Origin of the sequence: Pseudoalteromonas sp. GCY, from assembly GCF_016695175.1 — a bacterium.
Classification (GTDB): Bacteria; Pseudomonadota; Gammaproteobacteria; order Enterobacterales; family Alteromonadaceae; genus Pseudoalteromonas.
Window position 1 is genome coordinate 3,129,751 of record NZ_CP068023.1, and the last position, 17,546, is coordinate 3,147,296.

Sequence of the window (17,546 nt, forward strand, 5' to 3'; positions counted from 1 at the left end):
GAATACAAGCTGTGACCTTTTTGCTATGATGACCGCAATTTTATTCCAGACGGGCATATTTCTATGTGGTTCAGTAACTTAATCTGCTACAAATTCAAACAAGATGTAACTTACGCACAAGAAGATTTCGAAAAAGCACTCGAGCAGGATATTTTTCGTCCTTGTGGTAGCCAAGACATGACCACTTTTGGCTGGACAAAAGCCTTCGGTAAACATGGTCAGATGCTTTCACATTTCTCACAAGACAGCATTTTAGTATGTGCTAAACGAGAAGAGAAAGTGCTACCAGCCGCCGTGATTAACGAAATGGTCGCCGAAAAAATTGAGCAAATAGAGCAGCAAGAAAATCGTCCAGTAAAGAAAAAAGAAAAAGACGATATTAAAGAAAATATCCTAGCCACTTTATTACCTCAAGCGTTCAAAAAATCGAGCCTACAATTTGCTTTTATCGACCAAAAATCAGGTTGGGTTATTGTAAATAGTGCCAGCTTCAATAAAGCGGAAGAACTACTTGCACTACTGCGTAAGTCTCTGGGCACACTTCCTGTTGTACCTGCGTTTGCAAACTATGATTTAGACTTACAGCTAACACACTGGCTCACCGAGTTTAGTGCACCTGAAGGCTTTGCAATAGGCACCGACGCTGAGTTGCAAGAGCCAGACGACAACGGCGCTCAAGTCAAGTTAAAACAACATGACCTTTCATCAGACGAAATCAAAACGCACCTAGAAAACGGTAAACGTGTGACTAAACTCGCGTTAGATTGGCGTGAGCGCGTGAAATTCGTTTTACAAAACGATGGCACATTAAAGCGTTTAAGCTATGCAGAAGCACTTAAGGACCAAAATGCGGATATTCCAAAAGAAGATCTAGCCGTTAAACTTGATGCTGACTTTATTTTGGTCTCGGAAGAAATCAAAGAGTTGTTAGAAGATCTAACCAAAGGTCTTGGTGACGACGAAGGCTTAGAGTCTTAATTTAGTATCAATCATCTAGAGTCTGTTGACCTTTGGGTACGAAAAATTGATAGCGGATATGGCTATCAATTTTTCTTTGTCCAGTTCAATACGCTATCTTCACAAGGTCACTTTGCGCCAATAGCGAACGGACTAAACGCACTCAAGTACCAGCGTTTAGTTACTGGCTCGCCACTTTATTTGCACTAACCAACGCATTTGTCGCGCTTTATTTACTCTTCAATGGCATGATAGGAATTCGGCTTTGGCAGTAACGCTTTGCTAACCTGAATTTCAGGTATCGAAGACAATTTACGCCAGTAGTCCGATACCCAGCAACGGTAACTCGTACAATTAAACGGAGTTTGACGCGCGTGAATGTAAAAAGCATTTCATTGGCTTTGATGGTAGTGATAATTTGGGGGCTTAACTTTTCGGTCATTAAATTTGGCCTAGCAGAATTGCCTCCTATTTTATTCTCAGGCTTGCGTTTTTTGGTAGTCGCGATCCCTGCAGTATTCTTCATTCCTTTTCCTAAAACGTCGGTATGGAACGTACTCGGTGTTGGGCTGTTTTTAGGTGTGCTTAAGTTTAGCTTGCTGTTTATTGCGATGGAGTCAAACGCATCAGCCGGCATTGCTTCTTTGTTGCTACAAGCCCAAGTCATTTTCACGATATTGCTAAGTGTTTTGTTGTTAAAGGAAACCATGAATCGCTTTCAAGTGGTGGGGATTAGCATTGCAACGTTTGGCTTTAGTTTGTTTTTTATCAACTCCTCTGGGTCAACGACAATATTGGGCGCGGTGCTCATTCTATTCGCGGCATTATTTTGGTCGTTTTCAAATCTCATTATGAAGCGCCTGCAAGACGTTAATTTACTCCATTTTATTGTTTGGGTAAGCCTAGTGCCACCATTGCCACTTTTTACACTGTCTTATTTTATTGAAACTGACGCTCCATTGACCTTACTACTGAACACCCCAACACAGTCTTGGTTATCCATTGCCTATGTGGGTTATATCTCGACGCTGATTGCATTCGCAATATGGGGTTGGCTACTTAAAAATCACAAGGCCGCAGCAGTGACGCCTTTTGCTTTATTAATCCCTATTGTCGGCATTGTAGGTTCAGCCTTATTACTTAATGAGCAGTTGATGTTAATGGAAGCTATTGGGGGTGGTTTTATTTTATGTGGCTTAACGATTTCAGTTACAGGTGCTCGGTTAAGTAAAGTACTTAGAAAGCCTCCGGCTGAGGCTTTATCCTAAACAATAAAGACCTCAAATGAGGTCTTTATGTTCACGTATTACCTATGAAGCAAAGACGCTAAAACTACTTGTAGAGTTACAAGAATATTAAGCAAACATCGTTTTAACGTCTTCTAGTGTTTCAAGATAAGCTTCATCTGCAAATATATTTACAGCTCTGATCACGCCTTTTTCCTCGTAGAGTTTTAGAGCAGCTGACTTATCTGACACCTGTAAAATCCCCTCCACTATAGCCCCTACTCGAATAAAATCGACGTAGCACACATGTTCAGGCTTATAGTTTGGGTTAGCCCATGACTCAGCGACTTCAACAAATTCATCGGTAAACTCCCACTCTCGCATTATTGCACCACCAATCTTGCCGCCTAATTTCTGGATGGCATGAGCCAAAAAGCTTGGATTGGCAAACACTTCAGGGTGACGTTCAGCCTCCGTCAAAATCGGTAAGACACCGATATTAAACACCAAAGAAGCCAACGTGATTGTATCTTTGTTAAGCGATGTATGCTTGTTGACACGAAGATAAAAATCCATCGTTGTTATCGCTTGGCAAGCAACTTTTAGGGTTTTCTGCCAAGCTTTGTCCATGTAAGTCTTGATAAGCTTGTTATTAGAAACAAATAGCTGCTCCATCGCCATTGCAGTCGCTATATTCTTGATTTGTCTGAGACCGATACGAGTTACTGCTTGGTTTAAGGTGTTTACCTTCACCGAACGGCCCATAAAAGCGCTATTGGCAACTTTGATCATACGTGCTGCAAGGGCCGGGTCGTGAGAAATTACGTCAGCCATCTGCATCAAGTTAATTTCAGGGTCATCTGCCGCTTGCCTAACCCGCACTGCGATTTCAGGTAATGTCGGCAATACCAAGGTGTCGTTATTGATTCTGTCAGTTAGAATCGTGAGCAAAGCATTTTCTGTAGACATGAAACCAAATCCCTTAATAACTGAATAAAAGACCTGACTGCAAGCGTGAGCTTATGGCAAAAGTAAGCACTTGCTTGCTGGAGGTCACACTGCTGATTTTTAGTATCGATAACCTAAGTATTGTCTAACTTTCGGATAAAGTTAAGAAAATCTAAAAAATAATATTTTATTTATATACCCTCAATAATTAGCAAGTTAGAATTCATGACATATGGTGCTTTGTGGCAAACTTTGCCGCAAAAATACTGAAAATGACCCACAGCTGGACACAAATGATGACCTTTCACGTTAACAGCGGCTTGCGTATCACACCCCAATCTAAGTTAACTAAGTATTGTGATACAAAATCGTGTAAGGTGATCGCCACATAAATAGAACACAGACAACAAGGGAGCATTATGAAACACTCTATGATTTCGGTTGCAATCGCACTTGCAACAGGTCTCACCCTAACTGGCTGCTCTGAGCCATCAACCTCAACTGAGAAAACTAGTGCACAAGCTGATACTAAACAATCAGGCTATAAGCTAGTTAATGCATCTCAAGACCGGCTAGATATTTATACCCCAGTAACACTCGAAACAGACTTAAGTCACTTAAACGATAACCAGAAAAAGATGCTAGCTATACTCATCGACGCTTCGGTTATTATGGATGATTTATTTTGGCAACAAGCGTTCGGCGAAGACAAAGCAACATTCCTAAGCAAAATCTCAGACGAAAAAGTACGCCAATTCGCGGACATTAACTATGGGCCTTGGGATCGTTTAAATGGCGACCAAGTTTTTCTTTCTGGCTTTGAAGAAAAAGCACTGGGCGCGGAGTTTTACCCAAGCGACATCACCAAAGACGAGCTAAATAACGCCGATGTAAAAGATAAAACAGGACTGTATTCTATTATCCGCCGCGATGAAAACGGCAAGCTATACAGCACTTCTTACTCATCCGCATATAAAGCAGAATTGGATAAAGCCGCAGAGCTTTTACGCCAAGCAAGTAAACTGGCACAAGACAAAGAGTTTGCAAACTACTTAAACTTGCGCGCAGATGCATTAGTCAATAATAGCTACCAAGCATCTGATTTCGCTTGGATGGACATGAAGAATAACCCGATTGATGTGGTGATTGGCCCAATTGAAACCTATGAAGACCAGCTATTTGGCTATCGCGCCGCTTTTGAGTCTTACGTTCTGGTTAAAGATTTGGCATGGAGTGAGCGTCTCGCTAAGTTTGCCGCTTTTTTACCTGAGCTACAAACCGGCTTGCCTGTTGATGAAAAATACAAGCAAGAAGTACCAGGCTCTGATGCCGACCTAAACGCATATGACGTCATTTATTATGCAGGCCATTCAAACGCGGGTAGTAAAACCATTGCGATTAACCTGCCAAATGACGAAGAAGTGCAACTCCAAAAAGGTACGCGTCGCCTACAGCTTAAAAACGCCATGCGCGCAAAATTCGATAAGATCTTAGTACCAATTGCTGATCAACTTATCGTCCCTGAGCAACGTAAACACATCACCTTTGATGCTTTCTTTGCTAATACCATGTTCCATGAGGTAGCCCATGGTCTGGGCATTAAAAATACCATTACAGGTAAAGGTACTGTGCGCCAATCACTGCAAGAACACGCCAGTGCGCTTGAAGAAGGCAAAGCAGATATCCTAGGCCTATATATGGTTGAGCAACTACTTAAAAAAGGCGAGATCACCGAAGGTACGCTTGAGGATTACTACATCACCTTTATGGCTGGTATCTTCCGCTCAGTACGTTTTGGCGCATCCAGTGCACATGGTAAAGCGAACATGATCCGCTTTAACTTCTTTAAAGAAGAAGGCGCGTTTTCTAAGAACACGGATGGTTTATATCAAGTGAATATGGAGAAGATGGGCGCAGCGATGGAGAAACTGTCTAACCTTATCCTAACGCTACAAGGTGACGGCGACTATCAAAAAGTAGATCAACTGATCGCCACACACGGCGATATCAAAGCGGAACTACAAAAAGATCTAGATAAGCTTTCCAAAGCGAACATTCCTGTTGATGTTACCTTTAAGCAAGGTAAGCAGGTGCTAGGGCTGTAACTTCAGTATCATCAAAAACAAAAGGCGCTTCATATGAAACGCCTTTTAATCCAATATTCACGCTTAAGCTTTTTCTTTACAGGTAAAGCTAGTCGTTGATACCGATTTAACATTGCCCTTGCCACACTCTACAACAGCCATCTCAGCATGTTTTTCTACTAATTGAACATTGTTAGAAGAGGTACAGCCGATTAGAGTCAAAGGTAATACAAGCAAAATAAGTTTCATATTGACTACCCACAGCTTACTTACATTCAAATCCGTCTTTTGTAACAGACTTCACGTTGCCTTTGCCACAAACATCTTTTGCCGTCTCGGCATTTTCTCTAACTTGGTTAGAAGAACCACCAAATACAGACTTTAACTCACATGACTTTAAATTTCTAAATTTCATAATTTCACCCTTTGAATTACCCAAAAAAGGGAAAATTATACTATCGAAAAAGAAAATCACCGTCAAAAAAAAAGATCACTATAATTTAAACTTTATAAAACCAACTAATTACAATTACGAAACAACAGTATCAACATCTTACTTTTACTTTGCCTCTCATAAAAGAGCCATCAAACTATAAAAAAATAAGCTAATTCAGATAATAACAAACGAATATTCCTGTTGATGTTACCTTTAAGCAAGATAACAGTTGCTCGGTAATTAATCCTAGATACAATAATCTTTGATTTCTCTTTGGTGTTTTTTGATGGCTTTTGTGGCTTTGTCAGATTTAGCAATCGCTAAATTTACTTTCGCATCATCGCATTTGTCTTGTAGCTCTTTGCGCATCAAATAGTTTTGATCTTGCTGTTGCTGCGCCAACCCTTCCACACCACTATATTCAGTTCTGGATTCTGGTTCACGATCTTTTTGATAAGGCTCTGGCACAGTCGCCTTACAGGCGGATAATAATGATACTGCCAAAATAACAACTAAACTTTTATTCATATCGCGTACTCCTTGATTTAAAACGGCAAAAGTCAATTTCAGTTATAACAGTTCCAGATATAAACACAAAACACGTAGAGCTTAAAAGTTTGTAAAGCGCTTGATGTGTTTACAGTCTCATTGCCTTTTTGAGGATTTAAGCAAAACTCGCCTTTAACTGCTCAATTTCCTCATCACCGTAGGGTTTTGCTGGATAGAGCCCCCAAACTGGTTTTGGCCATGCAATATCGGTTTTAAATCGTGCGATGTGGTGCACATGTAGTTGCGGCACCATATTACCAAGCGCAGCCACGTTCAATTTATCTGGGGTAAAGGTGTCTTGTAACAAACGACTCAGCTTGGCCGATTCTTGCCAAAATTGAACTAGCTGCGACTCAGGTAAATCAATAATTTCTTTCGCGCCCACAATCCTAGGTACTAAGATAAACCAAGGGTACTGAACATCGTTCATTAACAACACGCTACACAGCGGCCACTCGGTAATTAAGATACAGTCTCGTTGTAATTCTTTAGCTAATTCAAATGACATAGTGAAATTCTATAAATCCTATTTACTCGGCACTCTATCCGAATTTGTTGCTATTGCAAAGCGGCTTCATTACCATCCGATCAGACTTTAAAAATATAACAAGGTGGCTACCGTGCACTCTCGCATTAAACACTACACCATCGCCCTTCCGTTAGCGCTTGCCTCTGTCACCGCTAGCGCAGAGCAACTAACGCTAGAGCGACTTTTTGACGACCCGTCTCTTTCAGGTAAAGCACCTGTAAAACTGCAATTTTCTCCTGACGGTTCTCGTGTTACTTATCTTCAAGGTAAAAAAGAAGACTATAACCGTTACGACCTTTGGGAATACAATCTAAAAGACAATACCAACCGCTTGTTGGTAGATTCTGCGGCGCTGTTTTCTGGCCCAGAAAACCTCTCAGATGAAGAAAAGGCACGTCGTGAGCGTCAACGTATTTTTGGCCGTGGTATTTTAGAATACAAATGGTCCAAAGATGGTAAAGCGCTGCTTTTCCCACTCAATGGCGACTTGTACTACTATGAAATCGCTTCAGGTAAGAGCAAGAAACTAACGGAAACGGAAGCATTCGAAACCGACGCTCGCTTCTCGCCAAAAGGCAATTTTGTTTCTTTTATTCGTGAGCAAAACCTCTATGCCATTGATCTTAAATCGGGTAAAGAAACGCAATTAACTAAAGACGGCGGTGGCGTAATTAAAAACGGCATGGCTGAGTTCGTTGCTCAAGAAGAGATGAGCCGTATGACGGGCTATTGGTGGTCGGGTGATGAACAACAAATTGCCTTCACGCGCATTGATGAAAGCCCAGTTCAAGAAGCCATTCGTAACGAAATCTATGCCGAAGAGGTCAAGCTATTCAATCAACGATACCCATACACCGGGACTGATAACGTTGAGATTGAATTAGGTGTTGTAAAAATCAATGACCAAAAGGTGGATTGGATTGATTTAGGCGACGATAAAGATATCTATATTGCCCGTGCAAATTGGTTAAGAGACAACAAAACATTGTCATACCAGTGGCAAAATCGCTCACAGCAAAAACTGGAACTGCGCTTTTACGATACTAAAAGCAAAAAACAGCAAGTCGCCCTAACCGAAACCAGTGATACTTGGATTAACCTACACTTTGACCTTGAATTCTTAAAGGACAAAAAACATTTCGTTTGGGCTTCTGAGCGCGATGGCTTTAAACACCTTTACCTGTACAGAACCAATGGCCAACTTGTGCGCCAAATCACTAAAGGCGATTGGATTGTTGAAAGCCTTCAGGGCATTGATGAGAAAAAAGGCATCGTATACTTCTCCGGCCGCAAAGACACGCCGCTTGAAAGCCACCTATACAGCGTACCACTTTTCAAAGATGGCGATGCAAAACGTATTACCGAAAAAGGCAGCTATCATAGTGTCGTACTGGCAAAAGATAACCGTACCTTTATCGATAAAAGCTCTTCTGTAAACCGTCCACCAGCCGTTGCGCTACGAAAAGTGAATGGTGACTTTGTTACTTGGCTTGAAGAAAATGCGCTGAATAACGAACATCCGTTAACACCGTATTTGAGCAATCTAGCCACGCCAGAATATGGCACGCTTAAAGCGGAAGATGGTCAAACCATGTATTACCGCTTATTTAAGCCAGCAAAGCTTGAAAACGGTAAGAAATATCCTGTTATTGTGAACGTGTATGGCGGCCCTCACGCACAACGTGTGACCAACAGCTGGCGTAGCAAAAACTTGTACTTCCAATATCTAGCTCAGCAAGGTTATGTGATTTTCCAGCTTGATAACCGCGGCTCCTACAACCGGGGTAAAAAGTTTGAAGATCCTATCTACAAGCACTTAGGTGTAGTGGAAGTGGCTGACCAGATTAAAGGCGTAGAGTTCTTGCGTACGCTAGAGTACGTCGACCCTGAGCGTATCGGTATTTATGGTCACAGCTATGGTGGTTATATGGCGCTGATGACAATGTTTAAAGCTGGCGACTACTTTAAAGCTGGTGTCTCTGGTGCGCCAGTAACCGATTGGGCTCTATATGACACGCATTACACTGAGCGTTACCTGGGTCACCCAGATACAAATGCAAAGGGCTATGAGCAAAGCGCGGTATTCCCATACGCCGATGGACTAAAAGGCCCGCTGATGATCTATCACGGTATGGCGGATGATAACGTACTATTTACCCATGCAACGAAACTATTTAAGCAATTGCAGGACGAGGTTAAGCCATTTGAAATGATGACTTACCCCGGCTCGAAGCACAGCTTACGTGGCAAAAAAGTACAAACCCACTTGCATCAAACCATTACTGACTTCTTTAATCGTCATTTTGAGGTTGAAGCTAAATAGCCTACTCTAATTGTCTTAAGTAAACACTTAATAACGCCCAACTTCTTATGAACTGGGCGTTTCTTCTCCTTTTCTCTACATTTAGTTCTAGTCCATTGGTCTAATTGTTTATTCTTCAAGACTAAGAAAAACTGAAATTATTGTTCTATCTCAAGTTATTACTACTAAGATTAATTAGCATGGCTGATACTAATTCACCTAAACACATGTCTTAAATTAGAACATTTAGCTTGGCAAGTTAGTATCAATAAGGCGTTCGCGCCCGCTTTCTATTTTTAATAATGAAAACGACATAAGGATTGCGTTATGTCCAAACAGTTTTTCCGAAACCTCACCATTTTCCAGCGGCTCGCGCTACTGATCATTGTGGTTATTATCGGCGTTATCCTTCAAAGCGCAGTGAGCTTATCGCAACAGTATGATGCGCTCGAAAAGCAGCAATATCATAAAACTCAAAACCTTGTTGAAAATGCCTATAGTTTAGTGGCTTACTTTCATCAACAATATGTATCTGGGAAACTCCCTGAAGCGCAAGCTCAATCCGCAGCCCTTAATGCCGTTGCCGCTTTACGATACGAAGGTAACAATTACTTTTGGATCAACGACTATCATCCTAAAATGGTGATGCACCCATTTAAAAGCGAACTTAACGGCAAAGATCTCAGCCAATCAAAAGATCCCAATGGCAAACGCTTATTCGTTGAAATGGTGCAAGTGGCAGAAAAAAGTGGTGCAGGATTTGTTCCCTACCTTTGGCCAAAGCCCGGCAAAGAAGCCCCTGTCGAAAAAATATCTTACGTCAAAGCGTTTACACCTTGGGGTTGGATCATCGGCTCCGGTGTGTACCTCGACACTATCGAAGCTGAGTTTGCCTATATTCGAAATTTGCTATTAATTGAGATGGCTGTACTCATTGTGCTGCTATTCCCGTTTAGCGCACTCATTAGTAAGAGCATCATCACACCCATTCAACAAGCCAAAGACATGATGAAAGATATCGCTCAAGGCGAAGGCGATTTGACTCGACAACTCGACGAAAGCGGTAAAGATGAAATCACCGCACTTGCCAAGTACTTTAACTTGTATACCGAGAAGATGCGTCATTCCATCGCAACAGTGGCCCATAACGCCAAAGAAGTTGAAACCTTGGCCAACCAAGTAAAAGCGGCTGGCGAAGAGAACTTGGCATTTATTGAATCGCAAAATGACAATAGTCGCCAAGTCGCCACGGCTGCCGAACAAATGACCATGCAAGTTCGTGAGATAAGTAGCAATGCAGATACTGCCGAGCACTCTGCTGCAGACGCTCGCAATTACAGCGCAAAAGGCAAACAAACTATTTCTCAAACCATCGCCGCCATTAAAAAGCTATCGGAGCAAATTCAATCTGTAAGTGTGACAACGACGAGCCTTGCACAAGAGAGTCAGCATATAGGTTCGGTGCTCGATGTTATTCGAGGCATTGCGGAGCAAACCAACTTACTTGCGTTAAACGCGGCGATAGAAGCGGCTCGAGCAGGTGAACAAGGGCGAGGTTTTGCCGTAGTTGCAGATGAAGTACGTACCCTTGCAAGTCGCACGGGTCAAAGCACAGATGAAATCCACAACATGATAGAGCGACTGCAAAAAGAAGCGCAACAAGCTGTAGCAGCAGTAAAAATCAGCCAACAAATCTCGGAGCAAACGGTTGACCAAGTACAGCTTGCCGATAACGCACTGACTGAGATTGAACGCCTGATTGACGCCATCTCGGATATGAATACCCACATCGCCAAAGCCACCGATGAGCAGAGTCTTGCAGCGCAAGAAGTTAATGAGCGGATCGCCCAGCTTTCTGACTCCACCCATCATTCTTTGGATACCACGCATTCGCTTAACAACACCAGTGAACAACTAACACGAGCAAGTCACGAATTGAGTGACATAGTTAACCGCTTTAGAGTATGATATCCACCCTGCAGAGCACCTGTCAGTGCTCTGCTTCTTGCCCAATAGATGATTGATATTCCTTATCTTGTCGATAAAAATAATCCGTGAGCATCTAAGCTATTTTACCGCTATATTGCCAATTTATTTGCTGAGCAGAATAGCCCGTGAAAATCTGTTTTATTATGTACCCTTGGGAGCGTGTAGAAGCTGAAAACGACAGCACGCTGAGACTTATCCATGAAGCCGTATCGCGCGGTCACGTCGTTGCCATCACCACCGTAAACAACCTCACTATTCGCGAAAGTGTTGCTAGTGCCTTCTGTGATGTATTTGTTGCGGGCCAAAAAGTATCTGACAACTTCGTGAGTTTTTACAACAAAGCTGAGTTTAAAAAAGTACAGCTTCCTTTGGCAGGTTTTGACGCGATATTTATGCGCGCTAATCCGCCGCTTGATACCTTGGCGATGAACTTTTTGGACTCTGTTCGTGATGATACTTTCATCATCAACGACATTGATGGCCTGCGCATTGCTAATAACAAGCTATACACAGCGTCTTTCCAAGGCATTGCGAGAGAGTTTATTCCAAATACGCATGTATCTAAAAACAAAGAGTATTTAGAGCGTATATTCTCTGAGTCAGAGCAAGAGAAAATGATCTTAAAGCCGCTTGATGGCTTTGGTGGTCGCGGTGTTATCGTCGTTGAAAAACGCGCGAAACAAAGCTTTAGCTCACTCCTTGAGTTTTATATTGGTGGCGACGAGGCTGGTAAAGGCAGCAACTACGTCATTTTACAAGACTATGTTGAAGGTGCCGACGAGGGTGATGTTCGCATCCTAATGCTTAACGGCGAACCGATTGGCGCCATGAAACGTGTGCCTGCAGCAAATGAAGTGCGTGCCAACGTACATGCCGGTGGCAAAGTGGTGAAACACAAACTCACCAACCAAGAAAAAGCGCTATGTAAGCATATCGGTCCTAAGCTTGTGCGTGATGGTTTGTACTTTGTTGGCATTGACGTGATAGGCGGCAAGCTTATTGAAGTTAACGTGCTCTCGCCTGGCGGGATAACCCGTATTAACCGTTTAAACCGCTGTAAGCTGCAAGTGCAAGTTATTGATTTTGTAGAGAGTGTGGTGCACGCCAAAGAGCTAGTAACGCATCGCAAAAACCAATTCCGTCAAGTAATAGAAGATGCTCATGCTATCTGAACAAGCCATCATTGCCGCGCTTGAAGCCGGCAAACCCATCAGTGGACAATTTGCTGAAGGTGCTTTTCACCTCGAAGTGAGGGAATACGTGCCTTATGTCGCCACTGCTGTACACGCAGGCCACCGCACCCGTGCTAGCCTAAAAGGCTTGTTCGCCATTAGCGATGCTGAGCGTTTACAAGAGGAAGATCCGTTTACCGACGGCATGATTGAATCATTACCCATCACGCTCATTGCGCGTGACTCACGTTACGAATACGATCTTAACCGTGCGCCAGAGCTTGCGATATACAAAGAAGCATGGGGCAAACAAGTGTGGAGCCAAGCGCTACCAAATGCAGACATAGATGTTAGCTTGTCAAAGCATGCAGCCTATTACCGCGTACTCAGTGCGCTGTTAACCACACTTGAGCGTAAGTTTGGAGCCTGCTTGCTATTTGATGTGCACAGCTATAACTATCAAATTCGTAGCTACCCTTATGCACCAACCTTTAACATTGGCACCGCGCAACTCGATACCTTGCGTTTTCGCGCCGTATTAGATGAGTTGAAAAAACAGCTAGGACTGAAAAAGCTGGCAGGCCAGCTGGTGGACTGTGCGGAAAACACGGTTTTTCAGGGCCATGGTTATCAAGCGCAATATATTACCAGCCACTTTGATAACACCTTAGTGGTACCGCTGGAAGTGAAAAAAGTCTTTATGGACGAAAACAGCGGCGAATTATTCCCTGTGGTGTTTGAAAAACTGCAGCGCAACATGCATGTTGCTTTGAGTAAAACGGCAAAAACATTTGCCAAAAATCACTGCTATAAGCCACTTCGCAAAGCAAAATCCACGTCGCAGCTTGACCCTGCGCTGATTAACGTGGACTCTGCGCTGTACCGCATAGCCAGAAACCTTGAAACGCTGCATTACGTTAACCCAAGTAATATCGCACAAGAGAAACGTCGCTTTTTCTCGAAACGTCATTACCAGCCTGCGTTTAAATATCGCCCGCTGAAAATTGACCCGTATGAGTTTAAAGAGCAACTCTATCGCTTGCCCGTTGGAAAAATCCAAGATCCGATCGTAAAAGATTTATATCGTAAAGTGATCGACAGCTACGCCACTAAAATCGAACTGATCACCCAAATTGGTCGCGAAGCCTTTTTGTATAACTCGCTACGCTATTATGGTGAGCCGGATTACAACGATATAAATAATGCGACCTTCTTGCTGCACGCGCGCGAAACCGAAACCTTGCCAAAAAAAGACATTACAGCCGAGCAAGCCTTAGTACGTTTTAATCAAGCGATTGAGACCATGGGCTTACCTTGTAAGGTCGCTATATCAAGCAAGCTCGTTGCCAAAGCAATGGTCGACAATAGTAAACGTCTTCTGCTTGTGAATAGCAGTGCGATGCTATCTGAGCTTGATATCAATGCCTTGATAGAGCATGAAATTGGCGTGCACTTACTCACGACCTTAAATGCTGACGCCCAGCAACTTAAAGTGCTGCACTTAGGTTTACCTGGCAATACCTACACCCAAGAAGGCCTTGCCATCTATCGCGAGTATCAATCTGGGCAAATAAATCTGACACGATTAAAAGTATTAGCGCTTAGGGTGATTGCGGTTAACATGCTACTTAAAGGCGATAAATTCTATCAAGTGTATGAGTTTTTAGCTGACTCGGGTGTATTAAACGTCAATGAAGCCTTTGCGCTGACCACGCGTATTTTCCGTGGTGGTGGCTTTACTAAAGATCACCTCTACCTAAAAGGCTTTAAAGACATAGTGCAGCTTGCCAATACCCGCAGCTTAGATAATTTATATCTCGGTAAAACGGGCATTGCGCACTTAGATGCGCTGGACGCGTTAGTAGAGCAAGGTATATTCACAAGGCCTAAATACCTGCCGGATACGAGTCGAGATCCCGAGCCTGATGCGATCCTAAGTTATTTAATTTCTTCAATTAAATAGGTCAAATTTGCCACTGTGGTTATACTAGTGCCAACTAGTATCTACCCAGTGGCTTTGTTTTGACACAACAGGAAATAGATTTACTCGCTTTTGAGCTGGCAAACCTTCGTCTCAAAGCCGATCTTACGCTCGCGCCAAAGTACAGTTATTTTTCAGATAAACCCTACCCGCTTGGTCGCTGCCTAGAAATTCGCGATGAAATGTTTAAACTCGTCACCACGGAGCTCAAGCAAAATTCAGAATGTTTATCTGTACTCAGAAATTACATGCTTAAAGAGAATGCCGAGCTCAAAAAAGTATGGGGTTCGCTACGCGATGAGTACTTTCAAAATGCGATGTTGGTGGGAGATTGGTATATAGATACCGCAAACGATACCGTGAATGCAAACAAACCCAGAGTTGAAATCAAACCCATCGCACAATCAGGCTTTTCAGCCATCACTAATTTCGAGCAGTTTGTGAAGATTGCTCGCGCTTACTGGCAAGTGGAGGTGTTTAAAAACACAGCCTTTCCAGCCATCGCACCTTATTTACCGTTAATTTGTGTCAACGCAAAAGGCGCTACTTGGTTAGCTGCGGCCAATGACGATATGATCAAAGTCGCTACCGACAGTGAGTTTAGGCTATCTGAGCAAATCCTCTGTCAGCTGCCAGAGCCTGACTCTGTTATCGTATCTCGCTGGCAGCAGACCCTAACTGGCGTCGATGCTTTAGATGACATTTTATTGCAAACAGGAAAGCCCGAGGGGTTTTGCCAACTTTACAGAGCTGCCGAAAAGGCAGCGGATTTAGCATTTAGAGACAGAATCGTGCGCGCCTATATGAGCTTACCCAAAGGCGCGTAGTGAATTAGAAGGAAGCGGGATAAGTCGGTTTTTCGTCCGTAATTTCCCACTTATCTTCTGTCGGCCTATCCACTCGACATTGATTTTGCTGTTGGAAACACCTGTCCTCACAGTTTTGTACTTGCATCGGATCCGAGTAATCTTTGCGACAGCTCATAGAACACGAACGTGAATCACCTTCGCAATCGACCGGCACATTGCTGACTCTAGTTGTAAAATGTCCACTACAGCCGCTAACAAACACAGCGGCGAACATTGCTGTTACCCATAATTTTGTTGTCATTGTTCTGCTCTCAAAAACACCGGCTCTTGAGCCTTTTGCGTTGCTTCTTCGCTAAAGTGATAACCTGCAATATCAAACGCTTTCAAGCTTTCCAAATCCGATACTTGGTTCTCAATGATATACCTTGCCATCATACCGCGCGCTTTTTTCGCGTAAAAACTGATGACTTTGTATTGACCATTTTTACAATCTTTAAAGATAGGTGTGATAATATCGCCTTTTAGCGCTTTCTTATCTACCGCTTTAAAGTACTCGTTCGAAGCTAAGTTCACCAAGTATTGTGTTTGTGCCCCTTCCATGACCTTATTCAGTTTGTCAGCGATAATCGTGCCCCAAAACTCATACAGGTTTTTGCCACGCGGGTTACTTAACTTTGTACCCATTTCTAAACGATAGGCCTGCATTAAGTCAAGTGGTTTTAGGATGCCATACAGCCCAGATAAGATACGTAAATGATTTTGCGCATAATTTAAATTAGCCTCAGTTAGGCTTTGCGCTTCTAAACCGACATACACATCGCCGTTAAAAGCAAATATAGCTTGCTTAGCATTGTCTTGTGTAAAGGGCTCTGACCACTCGGCAAACCTTGCCGCATTTAAGCCAGCGAGCTTGTCGCTTATCTTCATTAAGCTACCGATCTGCTGTGGTGATAAATCGCGACAAACTTGAATAAGTGACTCGCTATGCTCCAGCAGCTCTGGCTGTGTATGCATCTTGATTGGTGCGGGTGTTTCATAGTCTAGGTTTTTCGCTGGAGAGATAACTGTGATCATGGTTTGCCTATTGACTTAGCTAGTAATTAATGTCAATTTCAACACTATCCCCAAGTAACTTCAAGTGTTTGTCCGCTTTCACTTGGGTTTAAGCAATTCGCTGTTAAAGTACAGCTTCGTTTTACAACTCGACCTTATATAACAATAACCCTAAATAACGAGTATGATATGTCGCCCGATACGGACATATGACCTATTCAGCTATTTCATGGTGTTGCAACATAAGGCGTCTAATATCACTTCGCTGTTATCAATATTGGAATGAGGAACACATGACTTCAGCATTAGATAGGCTAAAACAACATTCATCAATCGTCGCTGACACCGGTGACATTGAAGCCATCCGCAAGCTACAGCCTGAGGATGCAACAACTAACCCTTCTCTTTTACTTAAAGCGGCAGAGACACCTGCTTATCAGCCTTATCTAACAGAAGCTTGGGATTATGCCAAAGCCAATGAAAGTGACGCTGACAAGCAATTAGCGCTTGCTTGTGACTATTTTGCCGTTGTGATTGGTAAAGAAATCGCGAACTCCGTGCCGGGATATATCTCAACCGAAGTAGACGCACGTTTATCTTTTGATACCGAAGCGACTATCGAAAAAGCAAAAACACTATTAAATTTATATGAAGCACAAGGCGTAAGCAAAGACAAAATATTGATTAAGATTGCATCGACTTGGGAAGGCATTAAAGCCGCTGAAGCACTGGAAAAAGAAGGTATTAAGTGTAACCTAACGCTGCTATTTAGCGAAGCACAAGCGCGTGCATGTGCCGATGCAAACGTATTTTTAATTTCACCATTTGTTGGTCGTATTCTAGATTGGCACGTTGCCAATGGCTTAGAAAAGCCAACTAACCCACTACAAGATCCAGGTGTACAATCTGTTCGTAGTATTTTTGAATTCTATAAGCAGCACGGTTATAAAACCGTTGTAATGGGCGCCAGCTTCAGAAATACAGGTGAAATCCTAGCCCTAACGGGTTGCGATAAGCTCACGATTAGCCCTTCTCTATTAGAAGAGCTTGCTGCAATGCCTGCAAACGAAGATTACCTACTTGAGGCTGACTTTGCGCCTAAAGCAAAACCTGCTGCGCTTAGCGAAAGTGAGTTCCGTTGGTTACATAACCAAGACGCAATGGCCACAGAAAAGCTTGCTGAAGGTATTCGCTCATTTGCCGATGCGCAAGAAACACTAGTCGCACGCTTTAAAGCACTATAAGCGCCTTAAACTTTCGATTGCAAAGCGCCGCATAATGCGGCGTTTTTGTTATCGCTCTCAATACAAACCTTTCTGAACACCTCCTAGATATCACCCGAATTGACCTTCATCAAACTGTCACTTGGTTTTAACCCAAAAGACACAATTGTGTTTTATTTTTATCCCGTCTGTGGTATATCAATATCACTTGAAGTGAAAATTGATGCCGCTACTTTCTGGTTTTGGTACAAAAAGCAAGCAACACGGGGTTGTTTGTAGCGTACTTTA

14 protein-coding genes are annotated in these 17,546 nt (G+C 42.9%); 9 read left to right on the top strand and 5 right to left on the bottom strand.

The window, feature by feature from the left end; translation table 11 throughout:
- The first annotated feature begins 63 nt into the window (after positions 1–63).
- Both rdgC and JJQ94_RS19410 read left to right on the top strand, forming a co-directional pair.
- Positions 64–978, top strand: a complete 915-nt coding sequence (rdgC, locus tag JJQ94_RS19405) for a recombination-associated protein RdgC (protein ID WP_099030151.1) — start codon at positions 64–66, stop codon at positions 976–978.
- Positions 979–1,331: 353 nt separating this feature from the next.
- Positions 1,332–2,225: an EamA family transporter gene (locus JJQ94_RS19410; protein WP_099030150.1), complete on the top strand. Its 894-nt coding sequence runs from the start codon at positions 1,332–1,334 to the stop codon at positions 2,223–2,225.
- 87 nt (positions 2,226–2,312) lie between these two features.
- On the opposite strand, the gene JJQ94_RS19415 is transcribed toward JJQ94_RS19410, so the two are convergent.
- Positions 2,313–3,152, bottom strand: coding sequence for an HDOD domain-containing protein (locus JJQ94_RS19415; protein ID WP_099030149.1), 840 nt, complete (start codon positions 3,150–3,152; stop codon positions 2,313–2,315).
- 398 nt (positions 3,153–3,550) lie between these two features.
- On the opposite strand from JJQ94_RS19415, the gene JJQ94_RS19420 reads away from it, so the two are divergent.
- Positions 3,551–5,236 (top strand): dipeptidyl-peptidase 3 family protein, encoded by a 1,686-nt coding sequence (locus JJQ94_RS19420; RefSeq protein WP_099030148.1) that lies wholly within the window; start codon positions 3,551–3,553, stop codon positions 5,234–5,236.
- 244 nt (positions 5,237–5,480) lie between these two features.
- Here JJQ94_RS19420 and JJQ94_RS19425 read toward each other — a convergent pair whose 3' ends face one another.
- The 3 genes from JJQ94_RS19425 to JJQ94_RS19435 all read right to left on the bottom strand — a co-directional run bounded on the left by JJQ94_RS19425 (position 5,481) and on the right by JJQ94_RS19435 (position 6,708).
- Entirely contained in the window at positions 5,481–5,630 is a 150-nt protein-coding gene (locus tag JJQ94_RS19425; protein ID WP_172439930.1) for a hypothetical protein, read from the bottom strand.
- Positions 5,631–5,897: 267 nt separating this feature from the next.
- Entirely contained in the window at positions 5,898–6,179 is a 282-nt protein-coding gene (locus tag JJQ94_RS19430) for a hypothetical protein (protein ID WP_010606121.1), read from the bottom strand.
- 136 nt (positions 6,180–6,315) lie between these two features.
- Positions 6,316–6,708: an HIT domain-containing protein gene (locus tag JJQ94_RS19435; protein ID WP_099030147.1), complete on the bottom strand. Its 393-nt coding sequence runs from the start codon at positions 6,706–6,708 to the stop codon at positions 6,316–6,318.
- A 112-nt stretch (positions 6,709–6,820) separates the two neighbouring features.
- Here JJQ94_RS19435 and JJQ94_RS19440 point away from each other — a divergent pair, with 112 nt between their 5' ends.
- From JJQ94_RS19440 to JJQ94_RS19460, 5 genes are all read left to right on the top strand, one after another.
- On the top strand, positions 6,821–9,052 hold the full coding sequence (locus JJQ94_RS19440; RefSeq protein WP_099030146.1) for a S9 family peptidase: 2,232 nt from the start codon (positions 6,821–6,823) through the stop codon (positions 9,050–9,052).
- Positions 9,053–9,358: 306 nt separating this feature from the next.
- Positions 9,359–10,999, top strand: coding sequence for a methyl-accepting chemotaxis protein (locus JJQ94_RS19445; protein ID WP_099030145.1), 1,641 nt, complete (start codon positions 9,359–9,361; stop codon positions 10,997–10,999).
- Positions 11,000–11,145: 146 nt separating this feature from the next.
- A complete protein-coding gene (gene gshB, locus JJQ94_RS19450) occupies positions 11,146–12,192 on the top strand; it encodes a glutathione synthase (protein ID WP_010372154.1) in 1,047 nt (348 codons plus the stop codon).
- Complete coding sequence (locus JJQ94_RS19455) at positions 12,176–14,155, top strand: flavohemoglobin expression-modulating QEGLA motif protein (RefSeq protein WP_172439929.1); 1,980 nt, start codon at positions 12,176–12,178, stop codon at positions 14,153–14,155. Before gshB ends, JJQ94_RS19455 begins: the two co-directional genes overlap by 17 nt.
- 59 nt (positions 14,156–14,214) lie before the next feature.
- Positions 14,215–15,000 carry a hypothetical protein gene (locus tag JJQ94_RS19460; RefSeq protein ID WP_099030143.1) on the top strand — a complete coding sequence of 262 codons (786 nt, stop codon included), beginning with the start codon at positions 14,215–14,217 and terminating at the stop codon, positions 14,998–15,000.
- Positions 15,001–15,279: 279 nt separating this feature from the next.
- Here JJQ94_RS19460 and yaaA read toward each other — a convergent pair whose 3' ends face one another.
- Positions 15,280–16,056: a peroxide stress protein YaaA gene (gene yaaA, locus JJQ94_RS19465; RefSeq protein WP_099030142.1), complete on the bottom strand. Its 777-nt coding sequence runs from the start codon at positions 16,054–16,056 to the stop codon at positions 15,280–15,282.
- Between the two features lie 272 nt (positions 16,057–16,328).
- Between yaaA and tal the strand changes: the two genes are divergently transcribed.
- Positions 16,329–17,279, top strand: a complete 951-nt coding sequence (gene tal / locus JJQ94_RS19470; protein WP_099030141.1) for a transaldolase — start codon at positions 16,329–16,331, stop codon at positions 17,277–17,279.
- Positions 17,280–17,546 lie beyond the last annotated feature (267 nt).

What these genes read in the sequence shown, in the direction of transcription:
- rdgC (WP_099030151.1), top strand. Translation starts at nt 64, where the DNA reads ATGTGGTTCAGTAACTTAATCTGCTACAAATTCAAACAAGATGTAACT.
- JJQ94_RS19415 (WP_099030149.1), bottom strand. Translation starts at nt 3,152, where the DNA reads ATGTCTACAGAAAATGCTTTGCTCACGATTCTAACTGACAGAATCAAT.
- JJQ94_RS19420 (WP_099030148.1), top strand. Translation starts at nt 3,551, where the DNA reads ATGAAACACTCTATGATTTCGGTTGCAATCGCACTTGCAACAGGTCTC.
- JJQ94_RS19425 (WP_172439930.1), bottom strand. Translation starts at nt 5,630, where the DNA reads ATGAAATTTAGAAATTTAAAGTCATGTGAGTTAAAGTCTGTATTTGGT.
- JJQ94_RS19430 (WP_010606121.1), bottom strand. Translation starts at nt 6,179, where the DNA reads ATGAATAAAAGTTTAGTTGTTATTTTGGCAGTATCATTATTATCCGCC.
- JJQ94_RS19435 (WP_099030147.1), bottom strand. Translation starts at nt 6,708, where the DNA reads ATGTCATTTGAATTAGCTAAAGAATTACAACGAGACTGTATCTTAATT.
- JJQ94_RS19445 (WP_099030145.1), top strand. Translation starts at nt 9,359, where the DNA reads ATGTCCAAACAGTTTTTCCGAAACCTCACCATTTTCCAGCGGCTCGCG.
- JJQ94_RS19455 (WP_172439929.1), top strand. Translation starts at nt 12,176, where the DNA reads ATGCTCATGCTATCTGAACAAGCCATCATTGCCGCGCTTGAAGCCGGC.
- yaaA (WP_099030142.1), bottom strand. Translation starts at nt 16,056, where the DNA reads ATGATCACAGTTATCTCTCCAGCGAAAAACCTAGACTATGAAACACCC.
- tal (WP_099030141.1), top strand. Translation starts at nt 16,329, where the DNA reads ATGACTTCAGCATTAGATAGGCTAAAACAACATTCATCAATCGTCGCT.